The sequence below is a fragment of the Bradyrhizobium ganzhouense genome, from assembly GCF_049949285.1.
GTDB lineage: Bacteria > Pseudomonadota > Alphaproteobacteria > Rhizobiales > Xanthobacteraceae > Bradyrhizobium > Bradyrhizobium ganzhouense.
In genome coordinates, this window is record NZ_CP181318.1 from 4,937,395 (window position 1) to 4,961,379 (window position 23,985).

The 23,985-nt window shown below is 64.3% G+C and carries 25 protein-coding genes; 14 read left to right on the plus strand and 11 right to left on the minus strand.

Annotated features, from left to right (window positions below; translation table 11 throughout):
- Positions 1-40: 40 nt before the first annotated feature.
- From ACLFLU_RS22575 to ACLFLU_RS22595, 5 genes are all read left to right on the plus strand, one after another.
- Positions 41-982, plus strand: coding sequence for a carbohydrate ABC transporter permease (locus ACLFLU_RS22575; RefSeq protein WP_426407073.1), 942 nt, complete (start codon positions 41-43; stop codon positions 980-982).
- Positions 982-1,887, plus strand: a complete 906-nt coding sequence (locus tag ACLFLU_RS22580; protein ID WP_426407074.1) for a carbohydrate ABC transporter permease — start codon at positions 982-984, stop codon at positions 1,885-1,887. Before ACLFLU_RS22575 ends, ACLFLU_RS22580 begins: the two co-directional genes overlap by 1 nt.
- A gap of 6 nt (positions 1,888-1,893) precedes the next feature.
- Entirely contained in the window at positions 1,894-2,994 is a 1,101-nt protein-coding gene (locus ACLFLU_RS22585) for an ABC transporter ATP-binding protein (protein ID WP_426407075.1), read from the plus strand.
- 35 nt (positions 2,995-3,029) lie between these two features.
- Entirely contained in the window at positions 3,030-4,019 is a 990-nt protein-coding gene (locus tag ACLFLU_RS22590) for a hydroxyacid dehydrogenase (RefSeq protein WP_426407076.1), read from the plus strand.
- A 168-nt stretch (positions 4,020-4,187) separates the two neighbouring features.
- Positions 4,188-4,691 (plus strand): hypothetical protein, encoded by a 504-nt coding sequence (locus tag ACLFLU_RS22595; RefSeq protein WP_426407077.1) that lies wholly within the window; start codon positions 4,188-4,190, stop codon positions 4,689-4,691.
- On the opposite strand, the gene ACLFLU_RS22600 is transcribed toward ACLFLU_RS22595, so the two are convergent.
- Positions 4,692-5,189: a DUF1993 domain-containing protein gene (locus ACLFLU_RS22600; protein WP_426414048.1), complete on the minus strand. Its 498-nt coding sequence runs from the start codon at positions 5,187-5,189 to the stop codon at positions 4,692-4,694.
- A gap of 113 nt (positions 5,190-5,302) precedes the next feature.
- Between ACLFLU_RS22600 and ACLFLU_RS22605 the strand changes: the two genes are divergently transcribed.
- The 3 genes from ACLFLU_RS22605 to ACLFLU_RS22615 all read left to right on the plus strand — a co-directional run bounded on the left by ACLFLU_RS22605 (position 5,303) and on the right by ACLFLU_RS22615 (position 7,763).
- Positions 5,303-6,097, plus strand: a complete 795-nt coding sequence (locus ACLFLU_RS22605; RefSeq protein ID WP_426407078.1) for a transporter substrate-binding domain-containing protein — start codon at positions 5,303-5,305, stop codon at positions 6,095-6,097.
- Between the two features lie 227 nt (positions 6,098-6,324).
- On the plus strand, positions 6,325-7,245 hold the full coding sequence (locus tag ACLFLU_RS22610; protein WP_426407079.1) for a DUF2147 domain-containing protein: 921 nt from the start codon (positions 6,325-6,327) through the stop codon (positions 7,243-7,245).
- A 161-nt stretch (positions 7,246-7,406) separates the two neighbouring features.
- A complete protein-coding gene (locus ACLFLU_RS22615; protein WP_426407080.1) occupies positions 7,407-7,763 on the plus strand; it encodes a hypothetical protein in 357 nt (118 codons plus the stop codon).
- 61 nt (positions 7,764-7,824) lie between these two features.
- Here the strand turns inward: ACLFLU_RS22615 and ACLFLU_RS22620 are convergent, their stop codons facing one another.
- Together ACLFLU_RS22620 and ACLFLU_RS22625 are read right to left on the minus strand one after the other, a co-directional pair.
- Entirely contained in the window at positions 7,825-8,229 is a 405-nt protein-coding gene (locus tag ACLFLU_RS22620; protein WP_334520544.1) for a (R)-mandelonitrile lyase, read from the minus strand.
- A gap of 17 nt (positions 8,230-8,246) precedes the next feature.
- Positions 8,247-8,945, minus strand: coding sequence for a ribonuclease activity regulator RraA (locus ACLFLU_RS22625; RefSeq protein ID WP_027536148.1), 699 nt, complete (start codon positions 8,943-8,945; stop codon positions 8,247-8,249).
- A 247-nt stretch (positions 8,946-9,192) separates the two neighbouring features.
- On the opposite strand from ACLFLU_RS22625, the gene pxpB reads away from it, so the two are divergent.
- Genes pxpB through ACLFLU_RS22640 form a run of 3 tightly spaced genes read left to right on the plus strand, consistent with a single transcriptional unit; the run spans position 9,193 to position 11,757 of the window.
- Entirely contained in the window at positions 9,193-9,924 is a 732-nt protein-coding gene (pxpB, locus tag ACLFLU_RS22630) for a 5-oxoprolinase subunit PxpB (RefSeq protein ID WP_426407081.1), read from the plus strand.
- On the plus strand, positions 9,921-10,958 hold the full coding sequence (locus ACLFLU_RS22635; protein ID WP_426407082.1) for a biotin-dependent carboxyltransferase family protein: 1,038 nt from the start codon (positions 9,921-9,923) through the stop codon (positions 10,956-10,958). Before pxpB ends, ACLFLU_RS22635 begins: the two co-directional genes overlap by 4 nt.
- Before the next feature lie 28 nt (positions 10,959-10,986).
- Entirely contained in the window at positions 10,987-11,757 is a 771-nt protein-coding gene (locus tag ACLFLU_RS22640) for a LamB/YcsF family protein (RefSeq protein ID WP_426407083.1), read from the plus strand.
- Here the strand turns inward: ACLFLU_RS22640 and ACLFLU_RS22645 are convergent, their stop codons facing one another.
- The 6 genes from ACLFLU_RS22645 to ACLFLU_RS22670 form a co-directional block, all read right to left on the minus strand.
- Entirely contained in the window at positions 11,758-11,910 is a 153-nt protein-coding gene (locus ACLFLU_RS22645) for a hypothetical protein (RefSeq protein ID WP_187434626.1), read from the minus strand. It abuts the gene before it with no gap.
- Positions 11,911-12,124: 214 nt separating this feature from the next.
- A complete protein-coding gene (locus ACLFLU_RS22650; RefSeq protein WP_426407084.1) occupies positions 12,125-13,732 on the minus strand; it encodes a sulfite reductase subunit alpha in 1,608 nt (535 codons plus the stop codon).
- Positions 13,729-15,519, minus strand: coding sequence for a NirA family protein (locus ACLFLU_RS22655; RefSeq protein WP_426407085.1), 1,791 nt, complete (start codon positions 15,517-15,519; stop codon positions 13,729-13,731). The genes ACLFLU_RS22650 and ACLFLU_RS22655 overlap by 4 nt, the downstream gene beginning before the upstream one ends.
- 13 nt (positions 15,520-15,532) lie before the next feature.
- Complete coding sequence (locus tag ACLFLU_RS22660; RefSeq protein ID WP_254131531.1) at positions 15,533-16,363, minus strand: formate/nitrite transporter family protein; 831 nt, start codon at positions 16,361-16,363, stop codon at positions 15,533-15,535.
- Between the two features lie 349 nt (positions 16,364-16,712).
- The gene (locus tag ACLFLU_RS22665; RefSeq protein WP_426407086.1) at positions 16,713-17,876 is read right to left on the minus strand and encodes a CmpA/NrtA family ABC transporter substrate-binding protein; all 1,164 of its coding nucleotides are present in this window, start codon (positions 17,874-17,876) and stop codon (positions 16,713-16,715) included.
- Positions 17,873-18,463 carry an ANTAR domain-containing response regulator gene (locus ACLFLU_RS22670; RefSeq protein WP_426407087.1) on the minus strand — a complete coding sequence of 197 codons (591 nt, stop codon included), beginning with the start codon at positions 18,461-18,463 and terminating at the stop codon, positions 17,873-17,875. Before ACLFLU_RS22670 ends, ACLFLU_RS22665 begins: the two co-directional genes overlap by 4 nt.
- 112 nt (positions 18,464-18,575) lie before the next feature.
- Here ACLFLU_RS22670 and rimO point away from each other — a divergent pair, with 112 nt between their 5' ends.
- Positions 18,576-19,901, plus strand: a complete 1,326-nt coding sequence (gene rimO / locus ACLFLU_RS22675; RefSeq protein ID WP_426407088.1) for a 30S ribosomal protein S12 methylthiotransferase RimO — start codon at positions 18,576-18,578, stop codon at positions 19,899-19,901.
- Between the two features lie 235 nt (positions 19,902-20,136).
- Here rimO and ACLFLU_RS22680 read toward each other — a convergent pair whose 3' ends face one another.
- Positions 20,137-21,078: a hypothetical protein gene (locus ACLFLU_RS22680; protein WP_426407089.1), complete on the minus strand. Its 942-nt coding sequence runs from the start codon at positions 21,076-21,078 to the stop codon at positions 20,137-20,139.
- 125 nt (positions 21,079-21,203) lie between these two features.
- On the opposite strand from ACLFLU_RS22680, the gene ACLFLU_RS22685 reads away from it, so the two are divergent.
- Positions 21,204-21,377, plus strand: a complete 174-nt coding sequence (locus ACLFLU_RS22685; protein ID WP_426407090.1) for a hypothetical protein — start codon at positions 21,204-21,206, stop codon at positions 21,375-21,377.
- 269 nt (positions 21,378-21,646) lie between these two features.
- Positions 21,647-22,843: an acetylornithine transaminase gene (locus tag ACLFLU_RS22690; RefSeq protein WP_426407091.1), complete on the plus strand. Its 1,197-nt coding sequence runs from the start codon at positions 21,647-21,649 to the stop codon at positions 22,841-22,843.
- A 149-nt stretch (positions 22,844-22,992) separates the two neighbouring features.
- On the opposite strand, the gene ACLFLU_RS22695 is transcribed toward ACLFLU_RS22690, so the two are convergent.
- A complete protein-coding gene (locus ACLFLU_RS22695; protein WP_234685649.1) occupies positions 22,993-23,967 on the minus strand; it encodes a quinone oxidoreductase family protein in 975 nt (324 codons plus the stop codon).
- Positions 23,968-23,985 lie beyond the last annotated feature (18 nt).

A 23,985-nucleotide genomic window follows, 5' to 3' on the forward strand; every position in this document is an offset into this window, starting at 1 on the left:
GAACGTTTGACCAGAAAGTCTGACCCAGAAAGCTCAAATCATGGCCGATGTCGTCGTTGAGCAAGGTCGCCTCGCTCGTGCTGCGAGCCCGCGCAAAAAAGGCGCGAGCCTGCGCAACGTCCTGGGTCGGAAATCGACCGCGGCGTTCTTCCTGACGCTGCCGCTGATCCTCCTGATCGCGCTGCTCGTGCTCTATCCCGCCTTCTACTCGCTCTACCTAGCGACACTGAACAAGGCGATGACGAAATTCGTTGGGCTGGGCAATTTCACCTTCCTGTTCAAGCGCGAGACGTTCTGGATGGTGGTGAAGCAATCCTGCATCTTTGCGATCACCGCCGTGATCTTCAAGGCGCTGATCGGCTTCATCGTCGCACATTTCGTCCACAACATTCCGGGCAAGAAGCAGCGCAAATGGCGCGGCATGCTGCTGGTGCCCTGGGTGATACCGCCGGCGATGAGCACGCTGGCCTGGCTGTGGCTGTTCGATCCCTCCTACAGCGCCTTCAACTACACGCTTTCCTTCTTCGGCGTCGGTCCCATTCCGTGGCTCGGCAACGCCTTCTGGGCGCGATTCTCCGTCATCCTCGTCAACGTCTGGTATGGCGCACCGTTCTTCCTGATCATGTACCTCGCCGCGCTGAAATCGGTCCCCGACCAGCTCTATGAGGCCGCCGCCATCGACGGCGCGAATTGGTGGCAGCGGATCTGGTTCATCACCCTGCCGATGATGCGCAACATCATCGCCATCACCACGCTGTTCTCTCTGATCGTGACCTTCGCCAATTTCGACATCGTGCGCATCCTCACCTCCGGCGGCCCGCTCGACCAGACTCATCTATTTGCCACTTGGGCCTTCCAGGTCGGCATCCAGAGCAGCGACATTCCGCTCGGCGCCTGCGTCTCGCTGTTCATGGTGCCGATCCTTGCCGTCGCGGCGATCTTCATCCTGCGCGATGTCAATAAACGTGGGAACGAAGCCTGATGAGCACGCTGGTAATCGACAAGGCCGGACCAACCCGCAAACTCGGCAGCATGAGCCGCGACCGTGCCTGGGCGCTGCGCTGGTCCTATTTCTTCCTGGTGCTGTTTGCGATCTTCTTCCTCACGCCGCCGGTCTACATGCTGATCACCTCGCTCAAGAGCAGCGCGGAGATTTCGGCGGCGACCAATCCGTGGTGGGTGTTTCACCCAACGCTATCCAACTACGTCGAGCTCCTGACCTCGAACCAGTTCCTGCGCTTCTTCTGGAACTCGGCGATCATCTCGATCGTGGTCGTGATCGTCACCATGCTGATCAGCATCCCCGCGGCGTTCGCGCTGGCGCGGATGAAGTTCTGGGGCTCGGCGACGCTCGCGACCGGTGTCTTCCTCACCTATTTGATCCCGGACAGCCTGCTGTTCATTCCGCTGTTCAAGATGCTGGCGGTGATCCAGGAGTTCACCGGCATCACGCTGCTGAATCGCTGGTATGTGCTGGTGTTCATCTATCCGACGCTGACCGTGCCGTTCTGCACCTGGATCATGATCGGCTATTTCGCCTCGATCCCGAAGGAGCTCGACGAGGCCGCGATCATCGACGGTGCCTCGTGGCTGCAGACCCTGCTGCGGATCTTCATTCCGGTGGCGCTGCCCGGGCTGATCGCCGCGACCATCTTCGCCTTTACGGTCTCCTGGGCCCAATTCCTCTATCCGCTGGTGTTCACGACGTCGGTGGACCAGCTGGTGCTGCCGGTCGGCATCACCACGACACTGATCAAGGGTGACGTCTTCAACTGGGGGCAGATCATGACCGGCGCGCTGCTTGGCGCAGCACCACCGCTGATCATCTACGCCTTCCTAATGGACTATTACATTGCCGGCCTGACCGCCGGCGCGACAAAGGGTTGAATGCTCATGGCTGACGTTGCATTGCGGAAGGTGGTCAAGCGTTACGACGATGTCGAAGCCGTGCGCGGTATCGACCTTGATATCGCCGACCATGAGTTCATCGTCCTCGTCGGCCCCTCCGGCTGCGGCAAGTCGACGACGTTGCGCATGATCGCGGGGCTCGAGGACATCAGCGACGGCGACGTCATGATCGGGGGCGACGTCGTCAACGACGTGCCGCCGAAAGACCGCGACATCGCCATGGTATTCCAGAACTACGCGCTCTACCCGCACATGACGGTCGCCGAAAACATGTCGTTCGGGCTGCGGCTGAAGCACTACCCAAAGGCCGAGATCAAGGCGCGGGTGACGGAAGCCGCACGTCTCCTGGACATCACCGATCTGATCGACCGCAAACCGAAGCAGCTCTCCGGCGGCCAACGCCAGCGCGTCGCGATGGGGCGCGCCATCGTGCGCAATCCAAAGGTCTTCCTGTTCGACGAGCCGCTGTCCAATCTCGACGCCAAGCTGCGGGTGCAGATGCGGATCGAGATCAAGAAGGTGCACCAGAAGGTGCGCACCACCACCGTCTACGTCACCCACGACCAAGTCGAAGCGATGACGCTGGCCGACCGCGTGGTGGTGATGAACAAGGGACGGATCGAGCAGATCGGCACGCCGAACGAGCTCTACCACAAGCCGGCGACACGCTTTGTCGCAGGCTTCATCGGCTCACCTGCAATGAATTTTATTCCGTGCCGGCTGGAGGATTCAGGTGGCAAGCTCAACATCCGCTTGACCGACCGCATCTCCTTTGCGCTGCCACCCGCCAGGGCCGACCGCTACAACGCGTTGCCGCGCACCGACAAGCTCGTGCTCGGCATCCGTCCTGAACACCTCACGGAATCGAATGCGTATCTGGAGCCCGGCATCGAAACCTTCGACACCGTGCTCGACGTCACCGAGCCGATGGGAATGGAGACCCTGGTCTATTTCGGGCTCGACGGCACGCCGGTCTGCGGCCGTGTCAATCCCAATGCCGGTGCCAAGGACGGGGCTCCCATGCGTTTGGCGATGGACCTCAACAATATGCACCTGCTAAACGAGGAGACCGGCGTCGTGCTGTGACGCTGGCCTTAAGAAACGCTAGCAGGCAGGGAGCAATGGCGACCAACAAGAAGAAGATTTTCGTTACACAAACTTTGTCGCAAGGGGCACGCGCTCTCCTCGCCCAGCGGGACGATATCGAGCTCGTCGAGTTTCCGAACCTGATCTCCGCCAAAGACTTTGAGGCCCTGCTGAAGAGCCATGCGCCGGTCCACGGCGTGGCGCTCGGTGCCACCGCCTTCGGCGAGACGGAGCTCGAGGCCTCCAAGGACATGAAGGTGGTAACCCGCATCGGCGTCGGCTACGACGCCGTCGACGTGCCCGCTCTCTCCCGCCGCAAGGTGCCACTGATGGTCGCAGGCAGCGCGAACTCGCCGTCCGTCGCCGAGCAGGCCCTTTTCATGATGCTGACTTTGGCAAAACGCGCGAATGAAATGCACGCCTGCGTCAAGGACGGCCAATGGGCCAACCGACTCGGCATGCTGCCGTTCGACCTCTACGGCAAGACCGTCCTGATCATCGGCTTCGGCCGCATCGGCACCCGCACCGCCAAGCGCTGCCAGGCGATGGAAATGAAGGTGCAGGTCTATGATCCCTACAAGCCTGCCGCCGACATCAAGGCCGCCGGTTGCGAGCCGGTTGCGGATCTCGATGCGGCGCTGCCCAATGCCGACTTCGTCACCATCCACTGCCCGAAGACGCCGGAAACCGTTGGCCTGTTCGATGCGGCGCGGATCGGCCGAATGAAACCAAAATCCTATCTCATCAACACCGCCCGCGGTGGCATCGTGAAGGAGGCCGCGCTGTACGACGCGCTCGTCTCCGGCAAGCTCGCAGGTGCCGGTATCGACGTGTTCGAAGTCGAGCCGCCGCCGGTCAGCAATGCGCTGTTCGCGCTGCCTAACGTCATCATGGCCCCGCACGTGGCCGGCGTCACCGTCGAGGCGGTGAGCCGCATGAGCGAGCAGACCGCGCGCAACATCCTGAGTGTGCTGGACGGCGATCCGATCCGGCAGAACATCATCAACCAGGACGTGCTGGGCTGAGGACAATCCGAAGGCGGCCAATCGGGGCCGCCTTCGGAAGGCCAGATTGCGTCCCATTTTGGCGCAGATCGGGCCCCAACTCAGCCTTAATCAAACCCGCGTAATGTATCCGGCCGCGGCGGCAGTGGGACAGACTTTGCCGGCCGCGTCGAGCTGGAGGATGGACCCTTGTCAGAGATCGACCCGACCGACCAAGCGCTGGCGACCATCGCCAGCATTTTCGAGCACCCTGAGTCCGTTCTCGTCATCCGCGACACCGAGACGGAAACTGTGGCTGCCGATGAATATGCGGTCGCAGACGAGCATCACGCCTCCGACGAACATCATGGCTCCGATGAGCATCATGGCTCCGATGAGCATCTGATGGTCGAGGAGCAGCCGCTGGTGCCCGACCACACCGACGCCGACGGCTACAGCAAGGTCGGCCCCGGGCCGATGGTGGCGATCCGCCTGAAATGGACCGTCCATCGCGGTGACGACGGCCAGTACTACGTGCACGAAACCATCGGCGAGCAGTCCGCCCCCGTGGTCAGCGGCCCCATGACCAGCGAGGCCGCCGTGCATTTCGTCGACGAACACGAGGACGAGGCGCATCGGCGCTTCGAGCTGCTGCGCAGCGAGATCGCCGGCCGCAGCTCGCTCGCCGACTACGAGCGCAAGGGCGAAGCGTAATTACTTGCGGCCGAGGAAGTCCTTCTTCACGAGCTCGACGCCCGCGTGCCGCAACAAATCGTACGCGGTCGTGACGTGGAAGAAGAATTGCGGGACGCTGTTTGTGAGCAGCAGCGTCCGCCCGGTGAAGGGCAGCTCGGTCCCGTTCTTCAGCTTGAAGAAGACCTTCAGCTCCGCGGCCGCATCGATCTCGGCGCGCGGCAGGCTTTCAATGAACTCGATTGAGGTGGCAATCCGCGCCTGAAGCCCGGCCATGTCGTGCTCCAGCGGCGGCAGCGCGATCGGCTCGCACTGCGCCAGCAAGGCCGGAGCGACGGTGGCGTGGCGGCAGGCCTCGCCGATCTGCTGCGCCAGATCGTACATGTTCGGCGCCATGCGCATGCCGAGCAGGACCGCCGGATTGAACTTGCGGGTCTCGGCATAGGCAACGCCCTTGTCGAGCAGCACGGACAGGTTGCGTAGGTAAGGCACGAACAGGCCGACCGAGGCCTCGTACATCGAGATCGTCACTTCAAGATTCCCTTCAATTCCGTCTCGCCAGAAACTGGCATCTGGTCTAAATCCACGTTCAAGAGCTGCACAATGACAGCTTGGGCATGGGTGGAAAAGAGATGACTGTTCGAATAACCGTTCGAATCTTGGCGGCTTTGGCCGTGATGTCGCTGGCAAACCTCTCGGCGCAGGCGCAGCAGCCAGCGCCCTCGCGCCTCGACGAGATCATCAAGCGCGGAACTTTGCGCGTCGGCATGACCGGCGACTACAAGCCTTTCACCTATCTGGACAAGGCCACGCAGCAGTTCTCTGGATTTGACGTCGACATGGCGGAGGCGCTGGGCAAGGCGCTCGGCGTCAAGGTCGAATACGTAGCCACGGCCTGGCCGAAGCTGATGAAGGATTTCGAAGCCGACCAGTTCGACATCGCGATGGGCGGCGTTTCGGTCACGCTCGACCGCCAGAAGAAGGGCTACTTCACGGTGCCGATCATGCGCGAGGGCAAGACGCCGATCGCGCGCTGTGCCGATGTCGGCAAGTACCAGAGCATTTCCGACATCGACAAGAAGGGCACCCGCGTCATCGTCAATCCCGGCGGGACCAATGAGCGTTTCGCGCGCGCCAACGTCAAGGATGCCGACATCACCGTCTTCCCCGACAATACCGCGATCTTCGACGAGATCGCCAAGGGCAACGCCGACCTGATGATGACGGACGCCTCCGAGACCCGCTATCAGCAGAAGCAGCACTCCGGCGTGCTCTGCGCGGTGCATCCCGAAAAACCGTTCGACTTCTCGGAGAAGGCCTACTGGCTCCAACGCGACATGGCGCTGAAGGCTTTCGTCGACCAGTGGCTGCACATCTCGATGGAGGACGGCAGCTACAAGAAGATCTACGCCGCCTGGTTCGATTAGAGCGTTTTCCAGCGAAGTGGGTACCGGTTCGCGTCAAGAAGGCGCGTCAAAACCAGATTCCCGCGTCCGTCTGTCGCTTGCCCCGCCAAACTTTGGACCGGCTCCCGGTCTATTGAACCGGGACCCATCAGAAGGCGACTCATACGGTGACAGTGATCTAGATCACTTTTCGCGATCGGGCCGGGGCGTAAGCGTCGGTGCGGGGACGACCTGTTCGGGAGATTGAAATGAGGAAGCTGTTGGCCACGGCCGCGTTCCTTCTTTTGGCGAGCACCGCTGCGCAGGCGCAGTACACTTTCGAATATGGCGGGCGCACCATCCGCATCGATCCGGACCGCGGCACGGTGCAGATTCCCGGCGTCTACGACAACACCGGTCAGGGCAAGGCGAAGAAGGCCAAGAAGAACGACACGCCCTCGGGCCAGCAGAGCCCGCAACAGGCCACGGTCGATCCACAAACGCCGGCTGCACCGGCGCATGCCCCCGCTCCGGTCGCAGCGCCACCCGCGGCAGGGCAAGCGCCGGCAGCACCTTCCCCTACAGCCGCGGCACCGCCTCCGGCCCCGCCGGCCTCACCCGCTCCGCCTCCGGCAGCGACGGCCAGCACCGCTCCTTCTGAAGATCTGATGGTGCCTCCGCCTCAACCGGCGCCGAGCGCTGCCCCGACGGTGGCGACGGCACCCCCGGCACCACTTCCGCCATCCGCACCGCCTCCGCCGCCGGCTCCGACCGTGGCTGCCGCGCCGCCGGCGCCGCCGCCACCACCCGCTCCGGCACCTGCCGCTGCCCCCGTTCAGTCCGCAGCCGTCGCCCCGGCCGCTCCCGCAGTCGCGCCCGCGCGCGATCCCAATTCGCCGCTCGGCATCTGGCTGACCGAGGAGAAGGAAGGCAAGGTCCGCATCGAGCAGTGCGGCAATAACCTCTGCGGCTATTCGGTCGACAGCAAATCGAACCAGAACGGCGAGCAGGTTTTGATCAACATGAAGCCCGGCAAGGACCAGAAATGGTCCGGCCGCATCCTCGATCCCAACACCGGCTCGACCTACGACTCGACGATCTCGCTAAAGAGCGGCGACCGCCTGCGCGTGCAAGGCTGCGCCTTCGGCGGCATGTTCTGCGGCGGCCAGACCTGGACGCGCGTGAACTAGGTTCGCCCCCGATATTTTCTGGAGAGACAAGGGGTCCGTGATCCGGGCCCCTTTGCTTTGGTGCGTCACCTCACAGAGAATCTGGCGCGCGTGACAGTCCTCACATCGGCGGTTCCGCGCCCGTGACACGTTCCCCGCACGATCAACCACAGGGGCGTGTCATGAAGGGCTTTGGCAAGGGTCTTTTCGCCACGATTATCACTATCGCTTTCCCGCTCGCGCATGCGGATGCTGCGGGCTCGACGTTCGACGGCGCATGGAATGTCCGCATCTCGTCATCGAGCGAAACCTGCGGCAACGGCGCGACCGTCGCGATCGGAATCAGCAACGGTCAGATCGCTTCGAGCGATGCTGCGGTGACTGCGTCGGGCCGCGTCGCGGATGCCGGCGCCATCAACGTCAGCCTGAGCACGGGCATCAAGCGCGCCGTCGGCTTTGGCCGGCTCAGCGGCACCTCAGGCTCCGGCACCTGGCGCGGTACCCTGTGCTCGGGCACGTGGACGGCAGAGCGGATCTAGGTCCAAGCCGAGGATGAGAGCGCATCGCCCGGAGGCGATGCGCTTTGTCAGAGGACGGAAGCTAGCCGAGCGGCGCGCCGTATTCGGCGTCCGTGACCGGCTCGAGCCAGGTCGAGAACACGCCGTCGAGCGCTTCCTGCATGGCGATGTGGCACATGCTGTTGCCCGGCGAGGCGCCGTGCCAGTGCACTTCACCCGGCGGGATCCAGACGGTATCGCCGGGACGGATTTCCTTGACCGCGCCGCCCTTGGTCTGGACGCGGCCGACGCCTGAAATCACGTAGAGCGTCTGCCCGAGCGGATGATGGTGCCAGTTGGTGCGGGCGCCCGGCTCGAACGAGACGCGCGAGACGTTCAGCCGCGCCGGCGCGGGCGCCATGTTGATGGGGTCTTGCAGCACGGTGCCGGTGAAGTGTTCCTTGGGCGCGCGACGGGTCGGCCGCGTGCCTGCGAGCGTGATGTCCATGGGGTCCTCGTTTCCTGTTACTTCTTGCTGGCGGCGTAGCGCGCCTTGGTCTCGGCGTTCATGGGATAGAGGCCCGGCAGCACCGCGCCGTTGTTCACTTCGTTGACGATCCAGGCTTCCATCCGCTCCTGCTCGACGCCTTCATTGAGCACGTGCTCGAGCATCGCCTGCGGGATCAGCACGCAGCCGTCCTGGTCGGCGACCACGATGTCGTTCGGGAACACGGCGACGCCGCCGCAACCGATCGGCTCGCCCCAGCCGACGAAGGTGAGGCCCGCGACCGACGGCGGCGCGGCATAGCCGTCGCACCACACAGGAAGGTTGGTTCCAAGCACGCCCTCGACGTCACGCACTACGCCGTCGGTGACGAGCGCGGTGACACCGCGCTTCATCATGCGGGCGCAGAGGATGTCGCCGAAGATACCGGCGTCGGTGATGCCCATGGCATCGACCACGGCAATGCAGCCTTCCGGCATCGCCTCGATCGCGGTGCGGGTCGAGATCGGCGATGACCAGGATTCCGGCGTCGCCAGATCCTCGCGCGCCGGCACGAAGCGCAGCGTGAAGGCAGGGCCCACCAGGCGCGGCAGGCCCGGACGCAGCGGGCGCGCGCCGCGCATCCACACATTGCGCAGGCCCTTCTTCAGCAGGACCGTGGTGATGGTGGCAGTGGTGATGCCGGCGAGGGTCTTGCGGGCTTCGGGGGACAGCGACATGGAAACAGACGAGCTCCGGATGGGCGGGAAAGAACGCGCGCATCTTGCGAGCCGCGCGCTTGCCGTCAAGGCCCAAAGCCCTAACAAGAACGCGGCCCTGCCGGGCTGTTATGCGACGCGATAACAAGGCTTTATCACCACCCCTTGTATTAATTTATTGGACTTGCGGGCGCATTTACGCGAAGCAGGGTGACGCGGAACTCAAGGCCGAGCCCGCGCTTCTCCAAAGGCCCGATCCCGACATCTCATGGCCGCGACGCTCCCTCCGCCCCGCCTTCTGCCCAGTGGCGACAGCGCCGTCACGGTCGAGTTCAGCCGCACCATCGATGATGCCGCCAACGAGCGCGTGCTCGCGCTCGACAAGGCGCTGCTAGCCACGCCCATCGCGGGTATCTCCGAGACCATCCCGACCTATCGCTCGTTGCTGGTGCATTATGATCCCGGCAAGATCGGCTTTGACGCGCTCTGCGAAAAGCTGCTCCCGATCGCCTGCCAGCCACTGCCGCCGTCGACCGAGGCACGGCGCTGGCGCATTCCCGTCGCCTATGGTGGCGAGCACGGCATCGACCTCGAGGATGTCGCGAAAGCGCTGAACACCACGCCCGACGACATCGTCGCCCGTCACGTTGGCGGCGACTACCGCGTCGCCATGATCGGCTTCACGCCGGGCTGGTCGTATCTCAGCGGCCTCGACAAATCCCTGCACATGTCCCGGCGGCAGAGCCCGCGGCTGTTCACGCCGGCCGGCACGATTTCGATCGGCGGCATCCAGGCGGGCATCCAGTGCCTGGCCGCGCCGAGTGGCTGGCACCTGCTTGGCCGCACGCCAGTGCGGACCTATCAGCTCCACCGGAATCCGACGTTCCTCACCGAACCCGGTGATCGCGTGACGTTTTTTGCCATCGACCACAAGACGTTCGAAGAGCAGGACCGCGCGGCAGAAGCCGGCGAGATCATCGCCGAACGGGTAGACGCATGAGCCGCCTCGTCGTCGCCAGCATCGGACCAGCAAGCTCTGTCCAGGACGGCGGGCGCTACGGCGCGCAGCGCTATGGCCTGACGGTCAGCGGTGCGATGGACCGGCTGGCGCTCGCGGCGGCGAACACGCTTGTTGGCAACGACCCGTTCGCGGCCGTGGTCGAGATCGGCCCGTTCGGCGCGACCTTCACTGCCAAGGACGGCGCGGTGCGCGTCGCCATTGCCGGTGCGCCGCGCAATGCCGACATCGCCGGGCGGCCTGTGGCCATGGACACGTCCGTCACGCTGAAGGACGGCGAGACGCTGACGTTGGGCTTTGCCCGCGGCGGCGCGTTCACTTATCTTGCGATCGAAGGCGCCATCAAGGGCGAGCTGGTGTTCGGCAGCCTCGCGGTGAACGCCCGCGCCGGCCTCGGCAGCCCCTACCCGCGCCCGCTTCAGGCCGGCGACGAGTTCACGGTCGATGCCGCGAGCGGCGCACCCGAGTTGCGCATCGAATTGCCGAAGCCTGCGAGCGGTCCGATCCGCGTCGTGCTGGGGCCGCAGGACGACGAGTTCGACGATGCCAACAAGGCGCTGTTCCTCGACAGCGAGTGGAAGATCTCGGCGACCTCCGACCGCATGGGTTACCGGCTCGAGGGCCCCGCAATCAAGCATCTGCATGGCCACAACATCGTTTCCGACGGCACCGTCAACGGCAGCATCCAGGTGCCGGGCAACGGTTCGCCGATCGCGCTGATGATGGATCGCGGCACCTCCGGCGGGTACCCCAAGATCGCAACCGTGATCACGGCCGATGTCGGCCGCCTCGCCCAGACTTCGGCCGGCACGGCGTTCCGCTTCAAGGCCGTCACCATGGCCGAGGCGCAGGACGAGGCGCGCAAGTTTCAACAGCTGATCCGTACCCTGCCCGATCGCCTGCGTTCCTCCGACACCGTGGAGCTCAACATCGAGGCGCTGAGCGATGCCAACGTCGCGGGTTATGCAGTGAGCGCGATGGACGCCGGGACCTGGCAGGTGACGGCCGAGCCGTAAACGACAAGACCAAAGGCGGAGAGCAGCCATGAAGACAATCGATCTCAATTGCGACCTCGGCGAAGGTTTTGGCGCGTGGGAGATGGGCAACGACGCCGCCATGATTGACCTCGCAAGCTCGGTCAACGTCGCCTGCGGCTTCCATGCCGGCGACCCCGACATCATGCGGCGGACGGTGGAGCTGGCGAAAGCGCGCGGCGTCTCGGTCGGCGCGCATCCCGGCTATCGCGACCTGCACGGTTTTGGCCGGCACCCGATCGCGGGCCTGAAATCATCCGAGATCGAGAATCTCGTCGCCTACCAAATCGGCGCATTGCAGGCGATCGCCACCGCGGCCGGCCACAAGGTCACCCATGTGAAGGCGCACGGCGCGCTCTCCAACGTCGCCTGCGAGGACGACATGACGGCGAAGGCCATCGCCGCCGGTATTAGGGCGGTCGACCCCAGCCTGATCTTCGTCGTGCTTGCCAACTCGAAGTTAGTAAAGGCCGGCGAAGAGGCGAACCTGCCGATCGTGCACGAAGTGTTCGCCGACCGCGCCTATGAGGACGACGGCAATCTCGTCTCGCGCAAGAAGCCCGGCGCGGTGCTGCACGATGCCAAGGCGATCGCCGATCGCGTGGTACGCATGGTGCAGGATGGTGCGGTGGTGTCGGTAACGGGCAAGGTCATCAAGATGCGCACGGACACGGTGTGCATCCATGGCGACACGCATGGCGCGGTCGAGATCGCGCGCACTTTGCGTCAGTCTCTGAAGGATGCCGGAATCGAGGTCGCGCCGTTCAAGCGTGGGGCGTGATCAGAACGGGTGCACCGAGAGCGTGCCGAACACGATCGCGGCAATGACGGCGAAGGCGCTGTAGAGGCCGATGTGATGGGCGTTCGCCGCGGTCCGGCGCGAGAGCGAGCGCGCGTAGAAGTGCAGCCTCGCTTCCGCCGATAGTTCGCGCATCGTCGATCTCCAACGCCCCATTTGCGCGATTATGAGGGGTCGACCGGGGTGGCGGGCAAGACGGCAGCGCAAATAGCGATGTTGGTCCTCTGAAGACCGCGCATCGGAGGTACAAATTCTCTTCACCCGCGGGTTCCGAGAATCTTATTCGTTAAATTCCGAGCCAGATGGAACCGGCTCGGATGACACTGGAATGACAGCCGGAGAAGGGTTCTTAGTAGACGTCAGCCTGGAAGCGGCCCTTCTTCTTGAGATCGGCGACAAAACTGACGGCCTCGTCGGTGGAGCGGGCGCCGAACTGGGCGACGATGTCGACCAGCGCGCGCTCGACGTCCTTGGCCATGCGCTTGGCATCGCCGCAGATGTAGAGATGCGCGCCCTCGGCAAGCCACGTCCAGACCTCGCGGCCGAGCTCACGCATGCGGTCTTGCACGTAAAACTTCTTCTCACCGTCGCGCGACCAGGCGAGCGACAGGCGCGTCAGAAGCCCTGAGGTCTTCATCGCGTTGAGCTCGTCGCGATAGAAGAAATCGCAATCACTGCGCTGATGACCGAAGAACAGCCAGTTTTTGCCTTGCGCGCCGGTCGCCTTGCGGTCGAGCAGGAAGGCGCGGAACGGCGCAATGCCGGTGCCGGGGCCGATCATGATGACCGGAATCTTCGGATCCTCTGGCAGACCGAAACCGTGCGCCTTCTGCACATAGACCTTGAGCTTGTCACCCTCGTTGATGCGCTCGCCGAGGAAGGTCGAGGCGACGCCGAGGCGCTTGCGCTTGCCGATGACGTAGCGCACGGAATCGACCGTCAGCGACAGCTTTCCGGGCGTCGCATTGTGCGACGACGAGATCGAGTAGAGCCGCGGCTGCAGCGGCTCCAGCGCCTCGACGAAGGCTTCCGGATGCGGCCGCGTGCCCGAGAATTTCTGCAGGGCCGCCATGACGTCGAGGGTTGCGGCATCGCCATCGGGATCTTCGCCCTGCGCAAGCGCCCTGGCCTTCTCGCGCTGCGCACCGCCGGTGATGAAGGAGAGCAGCTCGAACAGCTTATCGGGCGCAGGCGAAAGAGAAACGTCCTCGACCAGCGCCTCGCGCAGCGTCTTGTTGTTGACCTTGGTGGTGTGGGACGCCCCGAGCAGCGCGATGATCTGGTCGACGAGGCCGAGATCATTGCGCGCGAACACGCCAAAGCTGTCGCCCACGACGTAGTCGAGCTTGCTCTCGGAGAGATCGAACTCGACGTGATAGGTCTCCTTCTCCGAGCCGCCCCTGTTGAGCAGGCGCCGCGACAGGAAGGTGGCATCCGCCGGATTTTCGCGGGCGCGGCCGAGCTCGGCCTTCACCTCCGGCGCAGCCGGTGCAGCCGCAGCCGCTCCTGCCGCGGGCTTCGCGGCCGGCGCCTTGTCGATCTCCTCGAAAAGCTGCTTGAGCATCCGCGCCGTCTCCTTGCCGCCGGGGGCGCAGAGGTTGAGGCGCGCTTCGCTCTTGTTGGCGATCGAGTCCGAATAGTCGGCGCAATTGTAGCCGCACTGGCCGCAATCCTGCTGCGCCATCGCCGCCATCATCCGGCGGCGGAGCGGTCGTCCCTCGGCGAGCTTCATGCGGTCGGCCATCACCATCGCCGGATCGTGCCAGGGGGCCTCACCGTCATCGCCGTCGCCTTGCGGGGCGAGCATGGCACCGTTCTCGATCGGCGACAGCGCCGTCGAGCCGTCGAGGCCGAGCATGCCGACGAGAAACCCGTTAAGCCACAGCCGCTGGCCTTCGCTGAACGGGGCATTGGCCGGAATAATCTCGATCTTGGGAGGCACGGACATCTGGGTCATGCTGCTACTTCCGCTTCGGCGAGCTTGCGCAAGGCTTCGCCGTCATGGCGACGGGAGAAAGTCAGGAACGTCTCTTCGGGCGAGGCGCGGTTGGCGAGATAGGCCTTCAAAAGCCCCTCGACGGTCTTCGGCACATCTTCGGCCCTCACATCGTGAAACACCTCCTGCCCGATATCGGCATCGGGACCAAAGCCGCCGCCGGTGAAGAGGTGATAGCCCTCGACCTGGTCGTCCTCCGTCGCACCCGGCACCTTGGCCGCGATCAGGCCGATGTCGGAGATGTAGTGCTGCGCGCAGGAGTGATGGCAGCCGGTCAGATGGATGTTGAGCGGCGTGTCAATATTGACGCGCTCGTCGCACCAGTCGCCGATCGCAGTCGCGTGACGCTTGGTGTCGGAGGCCGCGAACTTGCAGCCGGCATTGCCGGTGCAGGCGATCAGGCCGGCGCGGACGTTCGAGACCTGCGTAGCGAGCCCGAGCTTTTCGACGGCGGCCGTGACCAGCGCAACGTTCTCGTCGCGGACGCCCGATATCAGAAAGTTCTGCCAGACCGTGAGGCGGATATCGCCGTCGCCGAGATCCTGCGCGATCTTTGCGATACCGCGCATCTGCTCGCACGTGAGCTTGCCGACCGGCAGCGCCACGCCGACCCAGTTGAGCCCGGCCTGCTTCTGCTTGTGCACGCCGATATGGGCCATGCGGTCGGACAAGGGACGCGGCAGCAGCGCCTCGGCCGGCACACGCGCGAACGGCTTCTTGAGGCGCTCCTCGACCAGCTTGAGGAAGCCGTCGTGCCCCATATTGTCCAGCACGTATTTCAGCCGCGCCTTGTTGCGGTTGGTGCGGTCGCCGTGTTCGATGAAGACGCGCACGATGGCATCGGCAACAGCGGTCGCGTCTTCAGGGCGGACGACGATGCCGGAATATTTCGCAAAGTCCTTGTGGCCGGTGATGCCACCAAGGCCGAGCTTGAACCAGACACCGGGCTCGACGCCATGGCCGTCCTTCACCTCGACCGCAGTGAAGGCGATGTCGTTGGTCTCCTCCAGCGCAGCGATCTTGCCGGCGCCGTCGAAGGCAACGTTGAACTTGCGCGGCAGCCCGAACAGCGAGCGGTCGTTGAGGATGTGGTAGTGCCATTCGCGCGCATAGGGACGCGTATCGAGCAGCTCCTGCGGATCGATGCCGGCCGTCGGCGTGCCCGTGACGTTGCGGATGTTGTCGGCGCCGGCGCCGCGCGAGCACAGGCCGATGTCCTGGACGCCCTCGATCAGCGCGACCGCGTTCTTCGGCTCGATCTCGCGGATCTGGAAGTTGGCGCGGGTGGTGACATGGGTGTAGCCGCCGCCACAGCTTTCGGCGATGTCGGCGAGGCCCGACATCTGCCAGTGCTTCAAAATGCCGTTGGGAATACGCAGGCGCGCCATGTAGGAGGTCTGCGCCGGCGCAACCCAGAAGATGCCGTAATAGCGCCAGCGGAAATTGTCCGCCGGCGTCGGATTGGCGTTGTTACGCGCCTGGTCCTTCAAGCGATCATAGGCATCGAACGGATGCATCTCGCGCTTGAACTTCTCCTGGTCGGCGAGCTTCTTGCCCGCCGCCGTGAGCTTGTCCTGCGCCTTGATATGTGCCGCGTCAGGCCCGATCGGCTCGGGATTGCCAGCAGGCGCGCCGCCGGCTGCGAAAGCGCGCCCGACACGTCCGACCTGCATGCCGGACATGAAACCTTCGAGATAGCGCTTCTGCTCGTCGGAGAAATCGGCCGGGGGTGCTGTATCGAGTTTCATGGGCTGAATGGACCTACTCTGCTGCCTGGACCGCGACCTGCGCGACATCGGCCGTGGGCTTGGCGGGCTTGTACGTCGCGTAGAGCGCGAGGCCGGTGAAGACGAAACCGCCGACGAGATTGCCGAGCGTCACCGGGATCTGATTCCACAGCCACCAATCGGAAAGGCTGACCTTGGCGCCCAGCAGCATGCCGGTCGGGATGACGAACATGTTGACGACCGCGTGCTCGAAGCCGAGCGCGAAGAACAGAAAGATCGGCAACCAGGTCGCCGCGATCTTGCCGACCGTGGAGGTCGAGGTCATCGCCATCACGACGCCGAGGCAGACCAGCCAGTTGCAGAGGATCGCCTTGACGAAGACCGAGACCATGCCGGCGGTGCCGATCGCCGCGTTGCCGATGGTCTTGGCTTCGGCCACCGCAACGATGCGGGCGGCGACGCCGGCGACCTCGACCTTGCCCATGTTGGTGAGCGCGATCGCGATCAGCGCGCCGAAGGCGAGGCTGCCGAGCAGGTTGGCGACGAAGACCCAGGACCAGTTGGCGATCACCGCATTCCAGCTCGCCTTGCCCTCGAGGCGCGCCAGCGGAACGATAGCGAAGCTGCCGGTGACGAGCTCGAGGCCGAGCAGCACGATCATCACGAGGCTGACGGGGAAGATCAGCGCGCCGACGAGAGGCTGGCCGGTCGTGAGAGCGCCGCTGAAGGCGAGCGTGGTGGCGGCGCCGAGCAGCGCGCCGGAGATCGCGCCGCGGATCATGATGTCGCGCGGGGCGAGCGCCAGCTTCTTCAGGCTGGCATCGACCATCGAGGCTACAACGTCAGAGGGTTTCGCGTAATCCATATCGAAGCTCCAGCTTGCCGCGCGAGAGGCGGCGTCAACGGGTTGAACGGACGTTGATCGCTGGGAGCCGGTTGGAGGCGCATAGGCGCCCAGCCGGAACCCGGAACGATCCGATCAGCTTCGTTGCTGCGGAAATCCACCATGGACTTGGAGCCGCCAGCGCCCACGCTGGGCGGCTTGGTTCCTCTATTCAAGGAGTGTGCCAACGCAGCATGCGTTATAAAATCACGCGGAATCAGTGGCTTAGTTTTGTGTGCAGCGCATGAAATGGATCAAGGTTCATGCTGCTTCGGGCAGCAATGGCCCAAAGATTGAGCTTCGAATCAATGTGATTAAGCTTTGAGCAGGCCTATGAGGCCGGCCATCCGACCGCAAATGACGCGAGATAACCGGCGATATCCCGGGGATCGAATTCGGGGCCAGCGAAGGCGCTGAACGGGGGGCTGGCGTGGCCGTCTTCGGCCCGACCCAGCGCGGTGTCGTAAAGGTCCGGCCGGAATACAGCCATGGCGGTCTTGAGCGCCTCACCGTTGAGCGCCGTCTGTCCCCAGCGCACCATCTGCGCATAGAGCCAGGCGGCCTGGACAGGATCCGGACGCCCTGCCCCTTCGCGTCCCACCAAAAGATAGCGGCCGCTTTCGCGCACCGCGCCCTCAGGCGAGATCTTCAAGCGCCCGGTGAGCGAGCGCTGGATCACCTCGGCGTCGACACCGATCCGCTCGGGCCGTGCGAGGAGCTGCGCTGCCTCTGCGAGATTTGCGGGCTGCTCGATGAACTCGGCCGCCTTCACCGCCGCGCGGACCAGGCTAGCGACCACGTCCGGATTCTTGTCGGCCCAGACCTGGCGCACCGCCAGCACCTTCTCCGCCGCGCGCTCCAGAATGTCGGAGACGAAATGCAGGATGTGGCCGATGCCGAGATCGACCGCGACCGAATTCCAGGGCGCGCCGACACAGAACGCATCGACATGGCCGCTCTTGAGGCTGTCGACCATATAGGGCGGAGGCAGCACGACGAGGCGCACGTCCTCGTCCGGATCGACCCCGGCCGCCGCCATCCAGAACCGCAATTGGTAGTTATGGGTTGAGAACGGAAAGGTCATGCCGAAGGTCAGCGGATCGGCGCCCGCCTTGCGCCGCTTGGCCACCACTTTCGCCAGCGCCTTTGCGGTCGCGAGCGGATCGAAACGGTCGCCGTCGATCTCCTCCATCAGCGCGGCGTGCAGCGCCGGCGACACCGTGATCGCATTGCCGTTGATGCCGAGATTGAAGGGTGCTGCGATCGGCACCTTGACGTGACCGAGCCCGAGCGAGGACGCGATCGCCACGGGCGCGAGCAGATGCGCGGCGTCGAACAGGCCGATGTTCAGCTTGTCGCGCACGTTGGACCAGGACACCTCGCGCACCAGCTCGACCTCGAGCCCTTCGGCCGCGGTAAAGCCCTTGTCGACGGCGACGATCAGGGCGGCGGCATCGACCAGCGGGATGAACCCGATGCGGAGGGGCGTGGTCATTTCAGCATCTCCGACGCGGTGATGATCGACTGCGCGATCTCGCCGATTTTCTTCTTCTCGCGCATGGCGGTGGAGCGCAGCAACACATAGGCCTCATCCTCGGTGAGGCCCTTGACCTTCATCAGGATGCCCTTGGCCTTCTCGATGATCTTGCGGTCCTCCAGCTGCGACTTGGTTCGCTCCAGCTCCTCCTGGAGTTTCGCGAAGGCGTTGAAGCGCGACACGCAGAGATCGAGGATCGGCTTGACGCGCTCCTTCTTCAACCCGTCGACGATATAGGCCGACACCCCTGCCTCCACGGAGGCCTGGATCGAGGATGAATCGCTCTGGTCGACGAACATGGCGATCGGCCGCTTCACGGCGCGGCTGACCTGGAACATGGCTTCCAGCACGTCGCGGCTGGGGTTTTCCAGATCGATCAGGATGATGTCGGGGTCCACCGCATAAATACGGGCGAGCAGGCTTTGCATCTCGCGGATATGGACGATCTGGGTGAATCCGGCCTCCCGCAAGCCCTCCTCGAGGATCGCGGCCCGGATCGGGCTCTCGTCGACAATCACGATTTTGGGCGACTGTTCGGCGCTCATAGCTCACTCGCAACCCGGCGATTCATCCATAGCATGCCGGACGGCCATGCAAAGGGTTGTAATTATGGGCAATTGGGACTAGCTCAAGCCCGTCAATCAGGCAGATTTGGATATGGATCAGACGGCTGCGCCCAAGGTCAGCTTCGTGTCGCTCGGGTGTCCCAAGGCGTTGGTGGATTCCGAGCGCATCATCACGCGGCTGCGCGCCGAGGGCTATGAGCTCGCCCGCAAGCATGACGGCGCCGACATCGTCATCGTTAACACCTGTGGCTTCCTCGACAGCGCCAAGCAGGAATCGCTCTCGGCGATCGGCGAGGCCATGGCCGAGAACGGCAAGGTGATCGTGACCGGCTGCATGGGCGCCGAGCCCGAGCGGATCGAAGAGGCCTATCCCGGCGTTCTCTCCATCACCGGCCCGCAGCAATATGAGAGCGTGCTGGATGCCGTGCACCGCGCACTGCCGCCGGCGCATAATCCGCATCTCGACCTGGTGCCGCCGCAGGGCATCAAGCTGACGCCGCGGCACTATGCTTATTTGAAGATCTCCGAAGGCTGCAACAATCGCTGCACCTTCTGCATCATCCCGAAACTGCGCGGCGACCTCGTCTCGCGTCCGGCCAATGACGTGCTGCGCGAGGCCGAGCGTCTCGTCGGCGCCGGCGTGAAAGAGCTGCTCGTTATCTCGCAGGACACTTCGGCCTACGGCGTCGATCTCAAATATGCCGAGAGCCCGTGGAAAGACCGCCAGGTCCGCGCCAAATTCCTCGACCTCGCGCGCGAGCTCGGCGAACTCGGTGCCTGGGTCCGGCTGCAATATGTCTACCCCTACCCGCATGTCGACGACGTCATCGCGCTGATGAACGAGGGCAAGGTGCTGCCCTATCTCGACATCCCGTTCCAGCATGCGAGCCCCGACGTGCTGAAGGCGATGAAGCGCCCGGCCGCGCAGGACAAGACGCTGGCGCGCATCAAGCGCTGGCGCGAGGAATGCCCCGATCTCGCGCTGCGCTCGACCTTCATCGTCGGTTTCCCCGGCGAGACCGATGCCGACTTCGCCTATCTGCTCGACTGGCTCGATGAAGCCGAGATCGATCGCCTCGGCTGCTTCAAATACGAGCCGGTTGCGGGTGCGACGTCGAATGCGCTCGAAAGTGCCGTGCCAGCTGAGATCAAGCAGGAGCGCTACAACGCGCTGATGGCGCGCCAGCAGAAGATCTCCGCGCGCCGGCTGAAGCGCAAGGTCGGCACGCGCCAGCAGATCATCATCGACGAGGTCGGGCCAACGGTGGCCAAGGGCCGCTCCAAGGCCGATGCGCCGGAGATCGACGGTGCGGTCTATCTCACCAGCCGCCGTCCGCTGCGCGTCGGCGAGATCGTCACCGCCAAGATCGAGCGCGCGGATCAGTACGACCTGCATGGCAGCGTCGCGGGGTTCTGACATACTCCGTCATTGCCGTGACGACAGCGGCTTCGCTTCATCACCGTCATCCTGAGGTGCTCGCTCTGCGGCGCAACCGCGCCGTAGGGCGAGCCTTGAAGGACGACGGCCCGGCTGCATCCCGGCCGCTCATCTTTCGAGGCTCCCCATGGGACGCCCTGCGTCCCATGCCTCGCACCTCAGGATGACGGGACCACCCGCGTTAGCTACGCTCGCAATGACGATGCGGATGCAGTCAGGCAAGCCATTTCGGCACCCAGCGCTCCGGGCGCGGAGCGCGGGCGAGATCGGCCTTGGCTTCTGAGAGCTGCGCCGGCTCGCCGTCGATGGTCGGACGCACGTCGTATTCGAAGTTCGGCATGACGCGGCCGTCGGCATAGAGGCCGAATTTCATCGCGTACCAGAGCCCGAGCTCGGGCTGCGCGCGGCGCATCTCGTCACGCAGGTCGCGCAGCAGGGATTCGATCGAGGCGGCTTCCTCGAACGGCTGCGGTCCGCGCGACAGGACGCGCGCCTGATATTGCTTGCCGACGATCGCGACCTCGAAATGGGTTTTGTCCCAGGCGTTCTTGCCCTTGGGCAGATGCGCGGCGAGCCGCCAGCCGAGCTCGGCCATCAGGCGGTGATTGGCCCAGTATTCCTCGCGGTCCCGGCTCCACTTTTCAACGAAGCCACGGAAGTCGGGCAGCTCGAATGCGCCGTCCTCGCACGGCACCGGCTCGCCGGTCGGCCGTCGGGCGAGCCATTGCGCAAGCTCGACCGTCTGAGGCTCGACCTCGTCATGCGGCCGCAGATCGTGCCAGGCCTTGTCGAATTGCTGCGACGTCAGTTTTGCAAGCAGCGCGTCGAGGGATGGAGCGAGCAACTCATAGTCGCCTTCCGAGCCCAATCCGACGATCGGGGGATCGTCGCGGTCGAGGCCGGCGCCGTACCAGCCGCCGACGGCCGAGCCGTCCGGCAGGCGCATGAACAGCGCGAAGCGATCGCGTAAGGGGCTGCCGTCAAAGATCGGCGCCTGATCGGAGAACTGGCCTTGCAGCGAGAAACAGCCGACGCTGCCCCAGGCGCGTCCGTTCAGCCAGCCGGCAAAATCCAGCAGCAAAGGCGGCGCCTCGATGCCCGGCGGAAACGCGCCGCGAATGCTGTCGAGGTCAATCGGATAAGGGGTTTCGGACAAGGCTGAAAACTGTCTGGTTGGTCCCGTACCTCTTGGTCTGTCCCGATTTGCGTCAGGTTCGAACCAATTCGCGTTCCGAGATCACAAACGCGCTAGAGGCTTGTTGGTTTCTGCGCAGCAATCAAATGACATGCAATCACAAGATCGATATCCGGACCTGCCTGTGCGAGATCGCCGCAGCATTGACTTTGCTCACGTTCCCGGCCGCGGCGCAATCCCTGCGCGCCGAACGCGACATCGCGGCGACGAAGGCGATCAATGCCGGCGTCGATACGTTCGCGCCTTACGGCGTTCGGTAGGTCTCGCTTGACAAGCCCTGCCCTTCGGCTGTACGGACCCGCCCCATGATCAATTCTCGGACCCATCTGCGCCAAGCCATGCGTCGTCGCTCCCGCGACGATGATGGGTTGCGCCATGTCCGACGACGCCGCTGAACCAGTAAATTCAGCTTAAGTTTTCGAGAAGGCCGCACCCGCAAAGTGCGGCCTTCTTGCTTTTCGCGTCCCTTTTTCACCCGGCCCCAGATCTTCCCCACCCAAAGTCTTCGCGACCTCAAGAGGAGTTCGACATGACCACCGCCACCCATCCGTATGACGCGCTGATGGACATCACCGCACGGCCCAAGGCCGTGTTCGTCCGTGGCGCCGGCTCATACCTCTGGGACGACAGCCGCAAGCGCTATCTCGATTTCGTGCAGGGCTGGGCCGTGAACTGTCTCGGCCACTCCCCGCCGGCAGTTGCGGATGCGCTGGCTTCGCAGGCCAAGCGATTGCTCACGCCGAGCCCGGCCTTCTACAACGAGCCGAGCCTCAAGCTCGCGCAAGCGCTGGTCGAGAGCAGCGCGTTTGACCAAGTGTTCTTCGCCAATTCCGGCGCGGAAGCTAATGAGGGCGCGATCAAGCTCGCGCGCAAATATGGCAGCCTGCACAAAGGCGGCGCGTTCGAGATCATCACGTTCGAGGGCGGCTTCCACGGAAGGACACTGGCGACGATGTCGGCCTCCGGCAAGAAGGCGTTCGAGCCGCTATTCGAGCCGAAGGTCGCCGGTTTCAAGAAGGCGAAGCTCAACGACATTGCCTCGGTCGAGAAGCTGATCAGCAGCAACACCGTTGCTGTGATGCTCGAGCCGATCCAGGGTGAGTCCGGTGTGTGGCCGGCGACCGATCAGTTCTTGCGGGAGCTGCGCGCGCTCACAGAGACACATGGCCTGCTGCTGATTTTCGACGAGATCCAGACCGGCATGGGCCGGACCGGAAAGCTCTTTCACTATGAGCACACCGGCATCGCGCCCGACATCATGACGCTTGGCAAGGGCATTGGCGGAGGCGTGCCGCTCGCAGCTTTGCTTGCGACCGAACGCGCCTCCTGCTTCGAGCACGGCGACCAGGGCGGCACGTTCAACGGCAACCCGGTGATGTGCGCGGCCGGCCTTGTGGTGCTTGATGAGATCAGCAAGCCGGCGTTCCAGAAGTCGGTCAACGAGACCGGCCTGCTGCTCGAAAGCGAGTTGCAGAAGGTCTCGGCACGGCATGGCCTCGGCGGCGTGCGGGGACGCGGGCTGCTGCTCGCGCTCGACCTCAAGCTGCCGATCGCGCCCGGCATCGTCGCGCAGGCGTTCGAGGCCGGCGTGCTCCTCAACGCGCCGCAGCTCGACACGCTGCGCTTCATGCCGGCGCTCAACGTCACGAAGGCGGAGATCGCCGAGATGATCGATTGTCTCGACGGTATCTTGACCAAGGCGGGGGCGGCGAGACGCGTGGCGTAGGCATGTCTCGTGCCCCGGACGCAGCGCAGCGCCCCTTGAGCGATGCGCTGCAGAGCCGGGGCCCATCTCTCCGCACCGGGTGTGCCGCATCTGGGTCCCGGCTCTGCGCAACAGCGCAAAAGCGCTGCAGCGCGTCCGGGACAGGAGACCTACGGCTTTAAGATCGATGCGCCGGTGGTGTTGCGGCTTTCGAGGTCGATATGCGCCTTGGCGGCGTCCTTCAGGGCGTAGGCGTGGTTGATCGGCACGTGCAGCTTGCCGTTGATGACGGCGGAAAACAACGTGTCGGCGCCTTCCAGCAGTTCCTTGCGCGTGCCGACGTAGTCGTTGAGCTTCGGCCGCGTCGCAAACAGCGAGCCGTGATTGTTCAGCTCGGCGATCGAGAACGGCGGCACGGGACCTGAGGCATTACCGAACGAGACGAACATGCCGCGCGGCTTCAGGCAGGACAGCGAGCCCGGGAACGTCGCCTTGCCGACGCCGTCATAGACGACGTCACAGCCCTCGTTGCGGCTGATCTGCTTCACCCGTGCGACGAAGTCTTCCTCGTTGTAGAGGATGACGTGGTCGCAGCCATTGGCCTCGGCAAGTTCGGCCTTCTCGCGCGAGCCGACGGTGCCGATGACGTGGGCCCCCAGCGCCCTCGCCCATTGGCAGGCCAAGAGACCGATGCCGCCTGCAGCAGCGTGAATCAGCACGCGATGATGCGGCTCGACCTTGAAAGTCTTGTGCAAGAGGTACCAGACCGTCAGCCCCTTGAGCATCAGCACGGCGCCCTGCTCATGGGTGATGTGGTCGGGCAGCTTGACCAGCTTCTCCCAGGGGATGTTGCGTTCGCTCGTATACGCGCCGAGGTTGTGGTAATAGGCCACGCGGTCGCCGGGATGAAAATTCGTCACGCCCGGCCCGACGGCCAAGACCTCGCCTGAGGCCTCGTTGCCGGCAATGAAGGGCAGCCCCGGTGCCTTGTAGAGGCCGGTGCGGTAATAGACGTCGATGAAGTTCAGGCCGACCGCATGCTGGCGGATGCGCACCTCGCCAGGTCCCGGCGCCGGGACCTCGACGCTCTCATAGACCAGCGCTTCGGGGCCACCGACCTTGTGCACACGGACGGCTTTGGTCATCACCTGACCTCCTCTTCT